General features: G+C 61.8%; 15 protein-coding genes. 13 read left to right on the plus strand and 2 right to left on the minus strand.

The window, feature by feature from the left end:
* Positions 1-5 precede the first annotated feature (5 nt).
* The 9 genes from QWI75_RS06985 to QWI75_RS07025 all read left to right on the plus strand — a co-directional run bounded on the left by QWI75_RS06985 (position 6) and on the right by QWI75_RS07025 (position 7,632).
* On the plus strand, positions 6-962 hold the full coding sequence (locus tag QWI75_RS06985; protein ID WP_289267979.1) for a type II secretion system F family protein: 957 nt from the start codon (positions 6-8) through the stop codon (positions 960-962).
* 12 nt (positions 963-974) lie between these two features.
* A complete protein-coding gene (locus QWI75_RS06990; protein WP_289267980.1) occupies positions 975-1,859 on the plus strand; it encodes a prenyltransferase/squalene oxidase repeat-containing protein in 885 nt (294 codons plus the stop codon).
* Positions 1,860-1,867: 8 nt separating this feature from the next.
* Positions 1,868-2,893 (plus strand): DUF362 domain-containing protein, encoded by a 1,026-nt coding sequence (locus QWI75_RS06995; RefSeq protein WP_289267981.1) that lies wholly within the window; start codon positions 1,868-1,870, stop codon positions 2,891-2,893.
* A gap of 13 nt (positions 2,894-2,906) precedes the next feature.
* Positions 2,907-3,251, plus strand: a complete 345-nt coding sequence (locus tag QWI75_RS07000) for a hypothetical protein (RefSeq protein WP_289267982.1) — start codon at positions 2,907-2,909, stop codon at positions 3,249-3,251.
* A 50-nt stretch (positions 3,252-3,301) separates the two neighbouring features.
* Complete coding sequence (locus QWI75_RS07005; RefSeq protein ID WP_289267983.1) at positions 3,302-3,676, plus strand: YybH family protein; 375 nt, start codon at positions 3,302-3,304, stop codon at positions 3,674-3,676.
* Positions 3,677-3,804: 128 nt separating this feature from the next.
* Positions 3,805-6,660, plus strand: coding sequence for an intermembrane phospholipid transport YdbH family protein (locus QWI75_RS07010; RefSeq protein ID WP_289267984.1), 2,856 nt, complete (start codon positions 3,805-3,807; stop codon positions 6,658-6,660).
* Positions 6,661-6,695: 35 nt separating this feature from the next.
* A complete protein-coding gene (locus tag QWI75_RS07015) occupies positions 6,696-6,863 on the plus strand; it encodes a YnbE family lipoprotein (protein ID WP_370693625.1) in 168 nt (55 codons plus the stop codon).
* 23 nt (positions 6,864-6,886) lie between these two features.
* Entirely contained in the window at positions 6,887-7,225 is a 339-nt protein-coding gene (locus QWI75_RS07020; RefSeq protein WP_289267986.1) for a YdbL family probable chaperone protein, read from the plus strand.
* Between the two features lie 272 nt (positions 7,226-7,497).
* Entirely contained in the window at positions 7,498-7,632 is a 135-nt protein-coding gene (locus tag QWI75_RS07025) for a hypothetical protein (RefSeq protein WP_289267987.1), read from the plus strand.
* Positions 7,633-8,008: 376 nt separating this feature from the next.
* Here QWI75_RS07025 and QWI75_RS07030 read toward each other — a convergent pair whose 3' ends face one another.
* Positions 8,009-9,316, minus strand: coding sequence for a tetratricopeptide repeat protein (locus QWI75_RS07030; RefSeq protein ID WP_289267988.1), 1,308 nt, complete (start codon positions 9,314-9,316; stop codon positions 8,009-8,011).
* A gap of 332 nt (positions 9,317-9,648) precedes the next feature.
* On the minus strand, positions 9,649-10,299 hold the full coding sequence (locus QWI75_RS07035) for a sulfite oxidase-like oxidoreductase (RefSeq protein ID WP_289267989.1): 651 nt from the start codon (positions 10,297-10,299) through the stop codon (positions 9,649-9,651).
* Positions 10,300-10,509: 210 nt separating this feature from the next.
* On the opposite strand from QWI75_RS07035, the gene QWI75_RS07040 reads away from it, so the two are divergent.
* The 4 genes from QWI75_RS07040 (at position 10,510) to QWI75_RS07055 (ending at position 16,092) form a co-directional block, all read left to right on the plus strand.
* Entirely contained in the window at positions 10,510-13,470 is a 2,961-nt protein-coding gene (locus QWI75_RS07040; protein ID WP_289267990.1) for a sigma-54-dependent Fis family transcriptional regulator, read from the plus strand.
* A 359-nt stretch (positions 13,471-13,829) separates the two neighbouring features.
* Positions 13,830-14,192, plus strand: a complete 363-nt coding sequence (locus QWI75_RS07045) for an STAS domain-containing protein (protein WP_289267991.1) — start codon at positions 13,830-13,832, stop codon at positions 14,190-14,192.
* On the plus strand, positions 14,146-14,898 hold the full coding sequence (locus QWI75_RS07050; protein WP_289267992.1) for an RNA polymerase sigma factor: 753 nt from the start codon (positions 14,146-14,148) through the stop codon (positions 14,896-14,898). The genes QWI75_RS07045 and QWI75_RS07050 overlap by 47 nt, the downstream gene beginning before the upstream one ends.
* 90 nt (positions 14,899-14,988) lie before the next feature.
* Entirely contained in the window at positions 14,989-16,092 is a 1,104-nt protein-coding gene (locus QWI75_RS07055) for a glucose 1-dehydrogenase (RefSeq protein WP_289267993.1), read from the plus strand.
* The last annotated feature ends 86 nt before the right edge of the window (positions 16,093-16,178 follow it).

Genomic DNA, 16,178 nt, shown 5'->3' on the forward strand with positions numbered 1-16,178 from the left:
CAACCATGGATGTCCCATTGATCGGTGCGGTCGTCACATTTCTAGCTGTTCTGCTGGCGAGTTCAGCTGGGATTCTCTATCTCAATTCAAGAGAGGCGCTGAAAGTCTGGCGCCGACGGGCGGATGGCGACCGAGCCGTCGCGGAGGCTGATGAGGTTTCTCCCGGAGTCGTCGAGCAGGTCAAAGTGCAAGTGTATGCCCTGCTCGAATGGTTGGGTAAGCTGAATCAGCCGTCCAACTCGGAGGAGGTGCGCGCGACGCGGGGCAAGTTGGTCTGCGCCGGTTACCGTAGCGGGAAAGCGTCCTTGTTCTACGTCGGCGCCAAGCTGTTGCTGGCGGTGATCGCCGTCTGTCTGATAGCCCTGATTCCAGCCAAGGTCCTTGGGTTCCCCAGCACTACGCAATTGATTTTTTACTATGTCTTGGCCGCAGCCTGCGGGTATTATGCTCCATCGTTGTGGCTGCGCAGGGCGATTGCGAGCCGCCAGGATGCGCTCCAGCGGGCGATCCCGGATGCATTGGACCTGATGGTGGTCTGTGTGGAGGCCGGGCTCGGATTGGATCAGGCCATCGGGCGGGTCGGCGAAGAGGTCAAGCGCGCCCATCCGGCTTTGGGCGATGAGCTGAACCTCCTGGCCCTTGAATTACGAACGGGCGTCACGCGGCAGGAGGCGCTGAGAAATTTGGCGCACCGCACGGATTTGGAGGAAGTGAGAAATCTGGTTGCGATTCTGGTTCAGACAGACCGATTCGGGACCAGTATCGGCCAGGCCCTTCGCGTCCATGCGGATTCCATGCGAACGACGCGCCGGCTCAAGGCGGAAGAGCTGGCAGCCAAGTTACCGGTCAAGCTCCTGTTGCCCCTCATCTTCTTCATTTTCCCCAGCATGTTCATCGTCACGATCGGGCCGGCTTGCATCCGCATGGTGAGAGTGCTCTTTCCCGCGCTGCTCGGTCAATAATTCGGAGCGGACTTGTCTCGCTCGTCCCTCACCCAGATCGTGGAAACGGCCCTCGCCTCTCGGCTGCTGGCCGATGGGGGGCTGGCCGACCTGCCCGGTGGTCGGTTCCGGGTCGATGCGACCGCCTGGGGAATTCTTGCCCTCCGTGCATCCGGGGCACGACAGGAATCGCTCGGACCGCTCAGGGGGCGTCTGGCCCAGGAACAAGGAGCGGATGGCCGAGTCTGGATGGATCGAAACCATCCCGATGCCTATTGGCCGACCGCGCTCGCCATCCTCGCCTGGCAGGATTCTCCGGCAAACCGCCTCGCTCAGAGCCGTGCGATCCATTTTCTCCTTGATGCCAGCGGTGTGCACTATCATCGGCGCCCCGATGATCCTGTGGCGCACAATACATTCTTGAAAGGATGGCCTTGGGTCGCAGGCACTCATTCCTGGATTGAGCCCACCGCACTGAGTGTGATGGCATTACGGGTAACGGGGTTTGGCCAACATGAACGTGTTCGTGAGGCCATCCTGATGATGCTGGACCGGCAGTTGCCTCATGGAGGATGGAATTACGGGAATACGCTCGTGTTCGGGCAGGAACTGCATCCGATGCCGGAAAGTACGGGAGCCGCGTTGGCCGGATTGGCCGGGCAGGTTTCTCAGGACAAGGTGGCACGCAGCCTCGAATATATGCTCGGAGAGGTGGGTCGTCTACGGACGCCCCTCTCGTTGGGATGGGCTTTGCTCGGGCTTGCCGCTTGGGGTCGGACGCCAGCCAACAGCGATGCTCTGGTCGAACTGTGTCTGGCCAACCAATCCCGCTATGGCCCCTACGACACGTCCGCGCTTAGTCTCCTATTCCTGGCTGCCTCGGGCAGCGGGCTCGTAGCGACGAGCCATACATCATAAGGAGCATTGTGTCGAATCAGAGGGAATCGAAACTTGGACAAGGCCTGACTCGTCGCGATCTGCTCTTTGCAGGGGCGGCAGGGGTGGTCATTGGAACCGGATGGTTGCTGCTCCCCAAGCGGTATCTTCGGCTGCCGCAACAGGCTCAAACCTTTGTCGCGAAGGCGGCTCGGTACGAGTTGGATATCGCCGATGCGATTTCACGTGGCCTGCGCGAGCTGGGAGTGACGGCTGAGGAAGTGAAGGGCAAACGGATTCTGCTCAAGCCGAATCTTGTGGAGACCAGTTCCAGGGCGCCCCACATCAATACCCATCCGCTGGTCCTGCGTGGGGCGATTGAAGCATTCCTCGGACTTGGGGCGGGGTCCGTCATGGTCGCCGAAGGACCTGGTCATCGGAGAGATACGCTGGCGGTCTATGAAGAATCCGGCCTGGCGGATGTGCTGACGGAAGATCGCATCACGTTTCACGACCTGAATTACATCACGGGCTATGAGATGGCGAATGTCGGGAGGCAGACCTCCTTACCGACGCTGACGTTTCCCGCCCTGTTCAAGGAAGTCGATTGGATTGTTTCCGTGGCCAAAATGAAGACGCACCATTGGGCTGGCGCGACGTTGTCGATGAAAAACCTGTTCGGCGTGATGCCCGGCATCTATTATGGCTGGCCGAAGAACGTGTTGCACCATGCGGGGATCGAAAATTCGATCCTGGATATCAACGCGACGTTGAAGCCGCAGTTTGCGATTGTGGACGGCATCGTCGGCATGGAAGGCGATGGCCCGATCATGGGCGATCCCAAGCAGGTGGGGGTGCTCGTGATGGGGCGCAATCTTCCGGCGGTGGATGCGACTTGTTGCCGGATCATGGGGATTGATCCGTACAGGCTGTCGTATTTGGCTCGGGCCGATCGCTGGCTGGGACCGATCGATGACTCCTGTATCGAGCAGCGGGGCGAAACGATCGCGTCCGTGCGCACCGACTTTCGGTTGATCGAGAAGATTCCCGCGCAGCAAGGAATTCGTCTCGCTTGAGAGGATTGGCACCATGAACAGATGGTCGTTAGTGAGGGCGATTGGTGTGGGCATCTTTCTCGTTGCAGGCCTGGCGACGGCGGAACCGGGGGCGGAGCCCGAGCCAGTGTCACCCCAGCCGGATTTGTACGATCATTATCGCGGGCTTCAACAGATGCAGCAGTCCCTGCTACGCCGCTCTCCGGAGGAGCAGGCGCGCCTGCAGCCGCAGGTGCAACGGGCTGAGCAGGAAGCCTGTCGGCAATTGGCGCGAGAACGGCGGACCAACGTGTCGTCCGGACGGTATTGGCAGCAAGGCGGGGACGAATTTGTTGCCTTTGTCCTGCAGTTTGAACAATACTGCCAGACATTGGAATGACGATCGCAGTAGAGGGATGTGACCTGAGGATGGCTCCGTCGGGAGAGACCATGTCCATTCGCCGACCGGAAGACATGCATGCGGTATTCAATGAGCGGTTCAACGAAGGGGATTTGGACGGGTTGCTCGCGCTCTATGAACCGAACGCGAAGCTGGCGCCACAGCCGGGTCAGGAGGTACAAGGACGAGAGGCCATTCGGACCGCCCTGCAGGGCTTTCTAGCCCTGAAGCCTCGCATGGACCTGACGACCCGCTATGTCCTGGAGGCTGGCGACATGGCCGTCCTCAGCGGACAGTGGAAGCTGACTGGAACAGGACCTGACGGGTCGGCCGTGGAAATGGGTGGCAAGAGCGTTGAAGTACTCCGCCGGCAACCGGACGGGACCTGGCTGTATGTGCTGGATCTGCCTTTCGGCGCGGACTGAGCTCGGTTTCGCTCTGATCCCATCTTCGACAAATCCGTATCCAATTCACCAAGACCAGTTGACTCGGCCGCCGATCTCCTCTACTGGTGCATGCTCCGCCCCTTTCACAAGGCGGCTGTTGGGACTCCGTGCTGACGCGACTCGCCAAAATTCTCGCCGGCTTGCTGCTGATCATCTTGGGGTTGACGTTCCTGCTCTATGGCATCCTGCCGGACCTGGCGTCCCGGCTGTTGACCCGCCTCCTGATCCAGCGTGGATTTGACCAGGTCGTCGTGCAGGTGGACCGACCGGGCCTGATCTCCCTGCGCATCCCGCGCCTGTCGGTTCAAAAAGACCTGGGTCCTGAGCACCTGCGCCTCCAACTGGAGGATGTCCAGGTGGAGTACGACCTGCGAGAACTGCTCGGGGGACGAGTCAATACGGTGGTTGTCCCCCGTGCCTCGATCATGCTTCAAGATGAGCAGCGAGGGCCTGAGCCCACCGGCGAAGCGGAATTATCGAAGCAGGCGGCGCTGTCGTTGGGAGCCCTGTTCCAGCCGATTCCGCGGTTGCCTCTCGACCAACTGTTTCTGGATCAAGTGACGGTGCATCGGGATCGTGCCAGCGGGCCCTTTCGCGACATGACGATTTCCGGAACCGTCCAGGAACGCGAGCAGGTGCTCACGGGGGCCCTGACCTTCAAGGGCCTGGAGGGGAGCGCCTACCAATTGCGATGGATGGGCCGACATGCCGGCTCGATGACGGCGGAGTTGCATCGGATCGGACGGCAGGGTTCCCCGGTCGTTGCCTTTCGTACAGAGGAAGTGCCGGCCGAATCGGACCTCCGCCTGCGCGGGACCTTTCAGACGGAATTTCAGGAACTGGCGCCCCTGTTGGCCTTGATGGTTCCGCTCGGCCCGCAGATCGAGCAGATCTCCGGCACCGTGATGGCCGAATGGTCGGTAACGGCGTCGCGGTCGGCGGCGGTGCAGTCCCTCTGGCTCGATCCGGAGACCAAGGTCGAAGGGCAGGTGCGGCTCCGGTTGGCGCTCCCCGAATGGCCGGGGCGGGCACAGACCATGGCTCTCTTGCTCAGCGGGCGGGTGTCCGGCAATGGCCATCGTCTCGACTGGACGCTGAACGAAGACAGCCTCTTCGGAGCCAATGTTTCGCTTGCGGCGGTGAAGCTGCCGGCTTGGCTGATGGATCCGCTTGCCAAGGGCTTCTCTCCCTTGACGATCGATGTGCCGTCCGGCACGCATGGCCATCTGATCCCCTCGACCGAATCGCCATCGTGGGCCATGGAGGGTCCGGTCCGCATTCGGTACGGGAATGCCACGAGGCCGATCCGTGCCGAACTGATCGCTACGAGCCTGGCCCAGTCACCAGTTCAGGAGCTGTCAGGGCGAGGGACGGTTCATGTGGAGGGCAAGCTTGGCCCGATCGCACAAGACCTTATTCAGGTGGCTGAGGCGACGTGGAATGTAGATGGGGAGGTGACGGTCGAGGCGACCAGGGCTGAGGTCCTGGTCGATCGCGCCTCGGTGGTAAAGACATCGAGAGTGCGCATGGACCAGTTCCGGGCGTCGAATGTGAGCCTGGCCGTCGCGGAGCCGGTTCGCCTGCTGGTCGATCTGCCGAGCCAACATTGGGTGATGAATCGCGGCCTGGTTCGACTGCGCGCGCCCAGTTTCGTTATGAAGGAGACCAGGGTCACGCTCGATCGAGCGGATCTTGGGATCAAGCGCTTGGAGCCGGTCGAGAACGGCTGGAATGCGGATCTGACGCTCGCGCTTTCCCGGTTGGCGCCCAGCATGACCACGCCGACCCTGCCTCCGTCGAACTGGCAGGCCCATGCTGTAACGGACCAGTCGATGATCACGGTCGAGGTGGAGGGGACGACGCCCGAAAACTTCCTATCAGTGACCGGCACCGGCACCCATCACTGGTCCGAGAAACAGGGCTCGGCGCGTCTGCGTGTGGGGCCGGTCCGGTTCGAGCCGCCGCAAGCCCTGCTCAGCACGTTGGCGACCCCCTGGCCCTATCCGTTCGATATCGTTCGGGGCGAGGTCTCGTCGGATATCACGGTGAGTTGGAAGGGGGACCCAAGACAGGCCGAGGAGCGACCGACGATTCAACAGGGCACCGTGACGGTGTCGTTGAGCGGACTCGACGGACGGTATCACACGTATGACATCCGTGGCCTGTCGACGAATGTCGTGGTGGAGGTCCAGGGCATGGACGTTCTCAGCATGCCGGAACCGGCCAAGGTGACCGTGGCGTCCGTTCAGGGACCGGTCGAGGTCACCAAGGTGTCCTGCGAGGTGCAGGTCGGGAAAGTCGAGTGGACCGATCCCTCGACCATCGCCTGGGTCGATCTTCGGCGCCTGCGCGCCGGCCTGTTCGGCGGCCAGGTTGTCAGCGAGGGGCTCCGATACGATCCGGCTCAGCCGGTTCACCGGCTCACGCTCCAGCTTCAAAACTTCGAGGTCCAGAAGCTCCTGAACCTGGAGCAACAGAAGGGTCTGGAGGGCACCGGTCTCTTGGACGGCACGTTGCCCCTGGTCATCAGCGGCAGGGCGGTCATGGTCGAGGAGGGGCTGGTGGAAGCCCGCCCGCCGGGCGGCGTGATTCGATACCGGCCGCCGCCGGCCGCCGGCCAGGCGGTCGCGTCGACAAATCCGCACATGGAAATGGTTTTGCAAGCGCTTTCCGATTTTCACTACAATGTGCTCGCGATGTCCGTGCAGTATCAAGAGGACGGGACCCTGCTGCTGAATACGCGTCTCGAGGGGCGCAATCCCGGGTGGCAGAACGGGCGGCCGGTGCACTTCAACCTGAACGTACAGGAGAATATCCCGGCGCTGTTAAAGACGCTGGAGACGGTGACGAAGGTACAGGATGCCCTCACCGAGCGATTGGACAGGCAGGGCGGCAGTGGCGGCGAGCCCGAGGGCGGCGACAAAGACGCTCCGGAGCGTGAAGAGAGGAGAGGAGATCGGTGAATAGGCGGAGGCGCCTCGTTGTCGCGGGCCTTGCGATGGTTGCAACCGGAACCGGCCTCGTCGGGTGCACGCCCCGGGTGGAAGTCGCGCCGCCGGATAAGCCCATCACGATCAATCTCAACGTCAAGATCGACCACGAGATCCGGGTCAAGGTTGATAAGGAATTGGATCAGGTGCTCTCGGATAAGAGCGGCCTCTTCTGATCGTATCGGCAAGGAGAAAGATCATGCACCGGTGGAATCAAGCCGTCCTGGTTGGTGCGCTCGTCGTGATGGGTTTCGTGTGGGGCATCCCGGCCTGGGCCCTGTCGTTGGATGAAGCCAAGGCCAAGGGGCTGGTCGGAGAGAAGCCGAGCGGGTACCTGGGGGTCGTCTCCGGCGGAGGGGAGGTGCAGGCCCTGGTGAATGACATCAATCAGAAGCGCCGTCAGGCCTATGAGGACATTGCAAGCCGCAACAAGACGAATATCAAAGATGTCGAATCCCTGGCAGGCGAAAAGGCGATTCAAAACACCAAGCCCGGGCATTTCGTTCAGTCGCCTTCCGGGCAGTGGATAAAGAAATAGCGACCTGTTCCGAGAGGCTTCCGCCACCTCATCCCAAGCTTCCGATCCCCCCTCGTATACGTTCCGATACACCGGTTGAAGAAACAGATACAGCGCAGCCGGCAGCAGGTTGCGCCGGACCTCCCGTCTGATTCCCTCCGTCCCAATCCTTCCTTCTAATCCCTCGAGAAATCGCAACGATTACTGATCGAAGATCGAGAGAACGCCAATCTTTTCGCTCGGCAAGCTCGTGGTCCGGAAGTTGCTCTTCCTGATGGCGTGAGAGGTCTTCGATGATGCGGCTCCTTCTACATAAGCTCGGACACCTGATCATCTTCGGCGCCAGAACAATGGTCCAAATTGGGATGACCCTGTTCCTGACGAAGCAGTTGATCCTGCGCGACTGGTTCGAGAAGGCGATCTCGTGAGAGGAGGTGACCATTCCAAGAGGCTTCTTAAAGAGACTCTCATGGTCCGCTGACGAAGGATGGGATGGACAGCTCAGGCTACGTCAAGATGCGTCGATGTCTTCAAGCCCTTCCGACACTGACCATTGGCCGCTGCTTCTCTGAGGCGTTTGCCCATACGAGGGACCATGCCGTCACCCCGGCACTTGGGTGCTTCTGAAGGTCTCAAGAGAGGAGGTATCTGTTGGCGTATCTATTATAAAAGTACACACGTAATGTGTGTAACTATCCTGCCCGAGGTTCTACATCAACCGTACCAGTCGTGCTTCCACGGCAAGGCGCTATTCGAATAGCCGCGGACTCCCCAGAAGCTCTTCTCGTCCAAACCTTGAAGGGATTACCGTCGCTGGGTGCGTTCCGTGAGCAGGGCGCTGGCGAGGGCGCGCTTGGCCTCCTCGTTGGCGGGATCGAATCGCAGGGTCATGCCCAACTGCTCGATGGCCTGGCTCAGCTCGCCTTTTTCGAGCAAGGTCAGACCCAACACGCGATGCGCGTCGCCCAGCGAATGTTTGATGCGCGGATCGTCCGGCTTGACACGCGCCAACGCCTGATAGGTCTCGATCGCGTCGCGCCAGGCGCCCTGGTGCGCCAGGGCCTTGCCGAGTTGATGATAGACTTCGGCCAGGTTGGGATCATGCGGCCGGAGCCTGATGGCCTCACGATAGGCTGCGATCTCGCCCGCCACATCTCCCTTCTGCCCGAGCGCAATGCCCAGCTTGAAATGGGCGAAGGCGTCGGCGGGATCGACCCGGATGCGGGCTTGCCAGGCGGCAATCGCCCGCTCCAGGCTCCCCTGCGCGGTGCGGGCGAGGCCCAAGCGTTTGCGTTCCGATCCTGCGGTCGGGTTCAGGCGGATCGCTTTCCGCCAGGCCGCAATCGCCTCCTCCACCTCGCCTTTCTGCGCGAGGGCGTAGGCGAGGTCAAAATAGGCCTCGGCGAAGTCCGGGTCGTTGGGTTTGAGACGGATGGCCTCGCGGTAGGCGGCGATCTCTCCGTCGAGATCACCCTTCTGTCCCAGCGCCACGCCCAGGTTGAGCTGCGCGAGGGCGTCGTTCTCGTTCAAACGGACGCTGTGCCGCCAGGCGGCAATCGCGCCATCCAGATCGCCCTTTTCAGTCAGGGTGGTCGCCAGCCCGGCATAGGCCAACGATTCGCCCGGTTGCAAGCGAATCGCTTCCTGCCAGGCCACGACCACTCGATCCAGATCGCCTCGCTTTCGCAACGCGAGTTGCAGGTTTGCGCTGGCTTCCGTATCGCCGGGATGGAGACGGACCACCTCTTTCCAAGCGGCAATCGCGCCGTCCAGGTCGCCTTTCTGGCCGAGGGCATGGGCGAGGTTCGCGTAGACATCGGCATAGGCGGGGTCGTGGGGCCGCAAATGGACCGCTTCCGCATAGGCGGCGATAGCGCCATCGAGGTCTCCCTGCCGGCCCAGCGCATAGCCCAAGTTGTAGTAGGCTTCGGCATGGTCCGGTTGGAGCCTGATCGCCGCGCGAAATTCGGCGATGGCCTCTGCGACGTCGCCTCGATTGAGGAAGGCCTTTCCTTCCGCGAGATGGGTTTGGGAAAGGTTAGGGAAATAGCTGGCCGCCAGCGAGATGGTCGCGTTCAGTCCGGCGAATGCCGCGACCGCGAATGTGATCACGAGGCTCGCGACCAGAAAACAGAAAGCTCGCCGCCGCTGGTCAGAGTGTTGTCTTGCACGAACCGATCGAGCGTGAGTGACACAGGAAAGTTTCCCGGATTCCGACCGCCGTCGGAAAAGGAAGCCTTGCGGCAGGGCAGGCAAGGGAGCGACCATGGTCCGTCCTCCCGTGGAGCAGTTGCGCGGCCATTATACTCCCCCTCATCACCGGAAACTCAAGTGGGGTCCTTGGCGGCCTTGGCGCCTGGCGGTGGAGAGAGGGATCTACGGCCCTGGATCGCCAGCCCCGTCGAGATTTGAAGAAATCCCGATCGGCTCTTTTCATCCTCCGGTCAACTGTACCGGTCGTTCTTCCAGGGGAAGGCGGAATTCGAGTAGCCGCGGACTTCCCAGAACCCCTTCTCGTCGCGATCCGAGAACGTGATCTCCTTCACCCACTTGGCGCCCTTCCAGGCGTAGCGTTTGGGAACGATCATCCGCACCGGCCCCCCGTGCTCCTTCGTCAGCGGCTTCCCGTTCCAAGAATGGCAGAGCAGGACGTCATCGTCGTCGCAAGCCTCGAGCGGGAGATTGGTCGTATAGTCGTCGTAGGACTTGAACAGGACGAACTTCGCCAGGCTCAGCGGCTTCACCAGGCCAATCAGGTGCTTGAAGCTCACGCCTTCCCATTCGTTGTCGAAGGTGCTCCAGGTCGTGACGCAGTGAAAGTCCGAGACGGAGCGGAACGGCGGCTGCGCCAGAAACTCCTGCCAGGTCCAGGTTAGCGGTTGGGCTACGAAGCCGCCGACGGTGAGTCGCCACTCCTCAAGCGGGATCTCCGGCTTATAGCCCAGGTCGAGCACCGGCCAGTTGTTGACGAGGTGCTGCCCGGGCGGCAGCCGATCCGGCTCCGGCGCCTCGTCCTCGACCTCCCGCCCGCCGAGTCCGCGTTTCTCCCGCGCCCAGGCTTGTTTCTTTTGAATCAGACGGTCGTTGCTGTCCATGAGCTTGATTCCTTCTCTGGATGGGTCGCAGTGCTCTGGCGCATCTTACAGCAAGCCGGCGCGAAGCCGAAACTCCGTTTGTACCGAAGCGCGGACAGATTCGGCCGGGACGGTCGGACGGATTCCCAGGAGTTGAGGCCAGTGCTGAATGGTGCCATAATCCCTCGTCTTTTCGGCCTTATGTCGTCACCCACTCGACGAGTCTGCGACATGCCGTCGGTACCGTCGCCCGAAGCCCAGGACCAGGAAGGTCACTCATCACCAGCCCCCAAACAGGCCGAACCCATCCTCATCCGATCTCACGAGCAATTGGAGCAGGAACTCCTCAAACGCAATGAGGAGCTGATGAAAACCAGCGCCGTCCTTCGTGAGATCGTCGAGGGGGTGGAGTCGGAGGTCGGCGAGCCCTTCTTCTCCTCGCTGGTCCAACGGCTGGCGACGGCGTTGGAAGTCGACTACGCCTATCTTTCCCATATCAGCGACGACGGCAGGACCTTTCGCTCGCGGGCCGGTTGGGGCAAGGGCCGACCCCTGCCGCCGTTCGAGGTGCCGGCGCGCGGCCCCTGCGAAACCGTGCTCACGCGCAAAGTCGTCCACCATCCGGAAGGCCTGCGGGCCCTCTATCCCCAGGTGCAACTCATCCAGGACATCGGCGTGGAGAGTTACTGCGGCCTGCCGATCGTGGATACATCGGATCGGGTCGTAGGACACTTGGCCATCATGGATTCCCGGCCGATGCCCGATCCGGTGCGCGCCACCTCGATCCTCGGCATCTTTGCGACGAGGGCCGCGGCGGAGTTCGAACGGTTGGCGATCGAGGCGCGGGCTCGGAAGGGCGACCTCCTGTTGCGCCGCATCGACGAGGGCACGGCGGCGGTGGTCGGGGAGCAGTTTTTCCAATCGCTGACGCAGAATCTGGCGGCGGCGCTCGGCGTGCGCTATGCGTTCGTCTCGGAGATGACGGAGCCCGCGCGCCGAGTGCGCACGCTGGCCTTTTGGACAGGGGAAGGATTCGCCGACAATTTCGAATATGAATTGGACGGGACACCCTGCCAGGGCGTCTTTCGCGGCGAGATCTGTCACTTCGAGAAGGACGTGCAGTCCCTGTTTCCTCGCGATCAGGACTTGGTGAAGCTGGGCGCGCAGAGTTATTTGGCCGTGCCCTTGATGAGTCCAAACGGGAAGGTGTTGGGCCATCTGGCGGCATTGGACGTCAAGCCGATGCCGCTCACGGCGGAGGATCTCTCCATCTTCAAGATTTTCGGTTCGCGCGCGGGCGCCGAACTTGAGCGCAAGCAGCTCGAAGCGGCGATGCGCCGGAGCGACCTCATGCTGCGGAAGATCGACGAAGGAACCGCGGCGACGACGGGATCGGACTTCTTCAGAAGCCTAGTGAAGAGCCTGGCCGAGGCCCTCCAGACGAAGTACGCGTTCGTCTCGAAGTTCGTGCCCGGCACCAGCTTGCGCGTGGTGACGCTGGCCTTCTGGAAGGGGGACGGCTTCCTGGACAATTTCGAGTACGACGTGCCCCATACCCCCTGCGAAGAGGTCCTGAGCGGGAGGATCTGTCTGTTTGCGAACCGGGTGCAGGACCTGTTTCCGCACCATCGTCAGGAACTGGCCAAGTTGGGAGTGGAAAGCTATCTGGCCATCCCCGTCACGGACCGGGCCGGCACGGTCATGGGCCATCTCGCCGTCATGGACACGAAGCCGATGCAGGACGATCCGCGCGTGTTCTCGCTGTTCAAAGTCTTCGGAGTCCGGGCGGGGGCCGAACTGGAACGGGCTCGGCTGGAAGCGCAGATCATGGAGAGCGAGGAGCGGCTCCGCGACCTGTTCGATGAGGCGCCCATTGCCTATGTGAACGAAGGGCTCGACACCAAGTTCATTCGGGCCAATCGCACGGCTCTCAAGACTCTGGGCATCACGGCGGACCAGGTCGAGGGCACTTACGGGAGGACCTTCATCCCGGGCACGCCCGAGGCCCAGCGACGCCTGAAGGAGGCGCTGGAGTCCATCGGCCGGGGCACCGATACGAGCGGCGTCGTGCTCGAGCTGCGCCGCAAGGACAACGGCAAGCCGCTCTGGATCCAATGGTGGTCGCGCCCGGACCCGAGCGGCACCTACACGCGCACGATGTTCCTGGACATCACGGAGCGCGTGCTGATGGAGCAGGAAAAGGCCCGATTGGAGGCGCAGAACACCTATCTGCAGGAGGAGATCAAGGGAAGCCACAATTTCGAAGAACTCATCGGCTCCTCGCCGGCGCTTACGAAGGTGTTGAAGAACGTGGAGCGGGTGGCGCCGACCGACTCGACGGTGCTCATTACCGGAGAGACAGGCACCGGAAAGGAGCTGATCGCGCGGGCGATCCACAATGTGAGCCCCAGGAGGACCAAGCCGCTCGTCAAGGTCAACTGCGCGGCGATTCCCTCCGGCTTGATCGAAAGCGAGCTGTTCGGCCACGAGAAGGGGGCGTTCACCGGGGCCTTGAGCCGGAAGATCGGGCGATTCGAGTTGGCCGACAAGGGCACGATCTTTCTCGATGAAATCGGGGAGCTGCCGCTGGATCTCCAATCCAAGCTGCTTCGGGTCTTGCAGGAAGGCGAGTTCGAGCGCGTCGGCGGCTCGCAGACCTTCAAGGTCAACGTGCGCGTGATCGCCGCCACGAACCGTGATCTGGAACAGCAGGTCCGGGCCGGCCACTTCCGATCCGATCTCTATTACCGGCTGAACGTGTTCCCGATTCACCTGCCTCCACTGCGGGAGCGTGAGGGAGATATTCCGCTCCTGGTGCAGTTTTTCACGCGGCGCTTCGCGGTCCAGCAGGGCAAGAGGATCGAGCGGATTCCGGAGCGGATGATGGCGGCGCTCCAGCGTTACCACTGGCCGGGGAACATCCGGGAACTGGAGCATGTCGTGGAGCGTGCCGTCATCCTCAGCGAAGGGCCTGAATTGGAGCCGATCGAGTGGCTGACCGCGGGTGTGTCGCAGTCTCGTATCGACAAGGTTCTGACGCTCGAAGAATTGGAACGGGAGCACATTCGCACGGTGCTCGAACAGACCAACTGGCGCGTGAGCGGCGAGAAGGGCGCGGCCAGTTTGCTCGGGCTCAAACCCACCACCCTCGAAGCCCGCATGAAGAAGCTCGGCATCGCCAGACCTGCCTGAACCCTGTCACTCGGCAACCGTCACCCGTCAATCCGTTAATCGTCAATCGTCATACACGGAAGAACGGCAGAGTATCGCCCTGTGTGTATGGCGAGAGTCTTCGATTGACGCTTGACGTCTGACGTTTGACGCGCAACGCGGCGTTCCCAATATATTGGGACGTTCCCAATAATTTAGGAATCCGCCCGCCTGGTACATTTGCGGCCTCTCCTAGGCTCTCAAGCCGATCCCCTTCATTCATCGCCTACTTAGATCCTTCCAGACCGCTGAACCGCCCTGTGGCACTACGGTTGCTCTATCCCTCGCCGTCACGAGGGATCAGCGAAGGATTAGCGAGGAATCAGGCGGTTGACAGAACCATGCTCCGGATCACGAACAGGACAGCGGGCCGGAGGGCGCTGCTGGTTCTCGAAGGGAGGCTCGTGGGGGAATGGGTCCAGGTGCTCAAGGAGGAGTGCGCGGCGCGGGCCAAGAAGGGGCGCGATCTCTCCCTGGATCTGTCGGGTCTCACGTTCGTGGATCAAGACGGCATTGCATTGCTGAGGCAACTCAAGGGACTCAACGCGTCATTCATCGAGTGTCCGGCGTTCGTCGCGGCGCTCTGTCGAACAAGGGGGGACGGCCATGCTGAGGGTCATTCGGAGAACGACTGGTCAAGCAACCTTCGTCAAGCTGATGCCCGAAAGCCGAGCGGAGGAATCAAGCGGGGATCGGCCGGATGATCCGAGCCCGGCTGCCTCCCCTGTGCCACCGGACGAGCAGGAGTTGGTGTTGGCCTTGGCCGCCGGCGAAGAGGGGGCGTTCGCGAAGCTCGTCCATCAGTACCAGAAGCCCCTGTTTCGCCAAGCGCTGGCTTATGTGTCGAGCGAGGCGGTGGCGGAGGAAGTCGTGCAGGAGACTTGGCTGGCGGTCATGGACGGCATCAAGCGGTTTGAAGGCCGGTCGTCGTTCAAGACCTGGCTCTATCAGATCCTCATCCACAAGGCCAAGTCGGCGGGTGTGAAGGAGTCCCGACAGATCCCGTTCTCCGCGATGGCCGGCCTGGATGACGAGTCGGACGGGATGCCTCCGGAGGCCCAGGGAAGCGAGGCCGTGGCCCGCGAGGCGGCCGGCGGTCCCTGGACGATGGGCGTGGCGGACGAAGACACCCCCGAGGATCAGATGTTGGCCGAGGAGTGCCGGCGTGAGATCACGCGCGCCATGCGGGCCTTGCCGCCGGCCCAGCGACGGGTGATGGAACTCTACCACTTCGAGGAGTTGACGTCGGAAGAGGTCTGCCGGCGGTTGAAGATCAGTGAAAGCAATAAACACGTGCTGCTGCACCGGGGCCGCAATCAGGTAAAGAAAGCCGTGGACGGGTACTTTGCGGGGGACCGGCGCCGGACCAATACGGTGCGGCAGATCTACCGGTTGGGGTTGGCCGCGTAGCCGTTCCATTTCGCTGTTGGTAAGAAATCCGGAGGCTCGCGGACAAACTCAGCAGCGATGTCCATGGATGTCCATGAAGGAGGCAGCACGATGAAAGCCGTCGCCGTGATCCCCGGACAACCGAACTCCCTCCATCTGGCCGAACTGTCGAAACCGTCGGTGCATGATATCCCGCACGGGCGAGGCGTGCTCGTGCAGGTCTTGCGGGTCGGCGTGGATGGAACGGACAAGGAGATCAACGCCGCCGAGTACGGGCAGGCTCCGCCGGGCGAAGAATTTCTGGTGATCGGGCACGAGTGTGTCGGCCGGGTCGTGGAGGTCGGGATGAACGTGTCGGAGTTGGCTCCCGGCGACTATGTCGTGCCGACCGTGCGTCGTCCCGGCCTGAGCCTCTACGATCAAATCGGCCAGTACGACATGACGACCGACGATACCTACTATGAACGGGGCATCAATCTCCGCCACGGCTATTTGACGGAATACTTCGCCGAAGATCCGGAATATCTCGTCAAGATTCCCGCAGGGCTCAAGGATGTGGCCGTGCTGTTGGAGCCTGCGTCGATCGTCGAGAAGGGCCTTGTCCAGGCCTACGAGACACAGCGCCGGTTGAAGATCTGGAGGCCCAAATGCGCCGCCGTGCTCGGAGCCGGGACCGTGGGATTGTTGGCGGCCCTGTCGTTGCGGATGAAGGGGCTTCAGGTCACGGCCTTCGGCCGGTCGAAGCCGCCCTATCGCAATGCCGAACTGCTGGAGGAGATCGGCGTCCGTTACGTTTCCACGCAGGACGTCTCGATCACGGCCGCGGCGAAGCAGGCGGGGCCGTTCGATCTCATGTTCGAGGCGACCGGCGCGGCGCAGATCGTCTTTGAGGCCATGGAATGCCTGGGCAAGAACGGCGTGCTGATTCTGGCGAGCGTGACGGGCGGGTCGAAGAAGATCGAGGTTCCCGCCGACATGATCAATCTTGGCTTTGTGCTCGGCAACAAGGTGGCCATCGGGACCGTGAACGCAAACCGGGAGTACTTCGAAGCCGGGGTCTACGATTTTTCACGGGCCCAGGTGGAATATCCAGGCTGGCTCTCCAAGCTGCTGACCCATCCGGTGGAAGGGCTGGACCAGTATCGCCGGATGATGAAGCTGCTGACCGAGGAGAAAGGCGCGATCAAGGTCTATGTCAATGTGGCAAGCGATTGAAGGCACGTTACACGTGAAGCGTTAACCGTCAAGCGTAGCGGAAGGACGGAGCTATCTTGTTGGGCGGCCGATTGACGAATGACGGA

Source organism: Nitrospira tepida, from assembly GCF_947241125.1.
Lineage (GTDB): Bacteria > Nitrospirota > Nitrospiria > Nitrospirales > Nitrospiraceae > Nitrospira_G > Nitrospira_G tepida.

Excerpts from the sequence above, each read along its gene's own strand:
- QWI75_RS06985 (WP_289267979.1), top strand. The coding sequence starts at position 6 with ATGGATGTCCCATTGATCGGTGCGGTCGTCACATTTCTAGCTGTTCTG.
- QWI75_RS07000 (WP_289267982.1), top strand. The coding sequence starts at position 2,907 with ATGAACAGATGGTCGTTAGTGAGGGCGATTGGTGTGGGCATCTTTCTC.
- QWI75_RS07005 (WP_289267983.1), top strand. The coding sequence starts at position 3,302 with ATGTCCATTCGCCGACCGGAAGACATGCATGCGGTATTCAATGAGCGG.
- QWI75_RS07015 (WP_370693625.1), top strand. The coding sequence starts at position 6,696 with ATGGTTGCAACCGGAACCGGCCTCGTCGGGTGCACGCCCCGGGTGGAA.
- QWI75_RS07020 (WP_289267986.1), top strand. The coding sequence starts at position 6,887 with ATGCACCGGTGGAATCAAGCCGTCCTGGTTGGTGCGCTCGTCGTGATG.
- QWI75_RS07025 (WP_289267987.1), top strand. The coding sequence starts at position 7,498 with ATGATGCGGCTCCTTCTACATAAGCTCGGACACCTGATCATCTTCGGC.
- QWI75_RS07035 (WP_289267989.1), bottom strand. The coding sequence starts at position 10,299 with ATGGACAGCAACGACCGTCTGATTCAAAAGAAACAAGCCTGGGCGCGG.
- QWI75_RS07040 (WP_289267990.1), top strand. The coding sequence starts at position 10,510 with ATGCCGTCGGTACCGTCGCCCGAAGCCCAGGACCAGGAAGGTCACTCA.
- QWI75_RS07045 (WP_289267991.1), top strand. The coding sequence starts at position 13,830 with ATGCTCCGGATCACGAACAGGACAGCGGGCCGGAGGGCGCTGCTGGTT.
- QWI75_RS07050 (WP_289267992.1), top strand. The coding sequence starts at position 14,146 with ATGCCCGAAAGCCGAGCGGAGGAATCAAGCGGGGATCGGCCGGATGAT.
- QWI75_RS07055 (WP_289267993.1), top strand. The coding sequence starts at position 14,989 with ATGAAAGCCGTCGCCGTGATCCCCGGACAACCGAACTCCCTCCATCTG.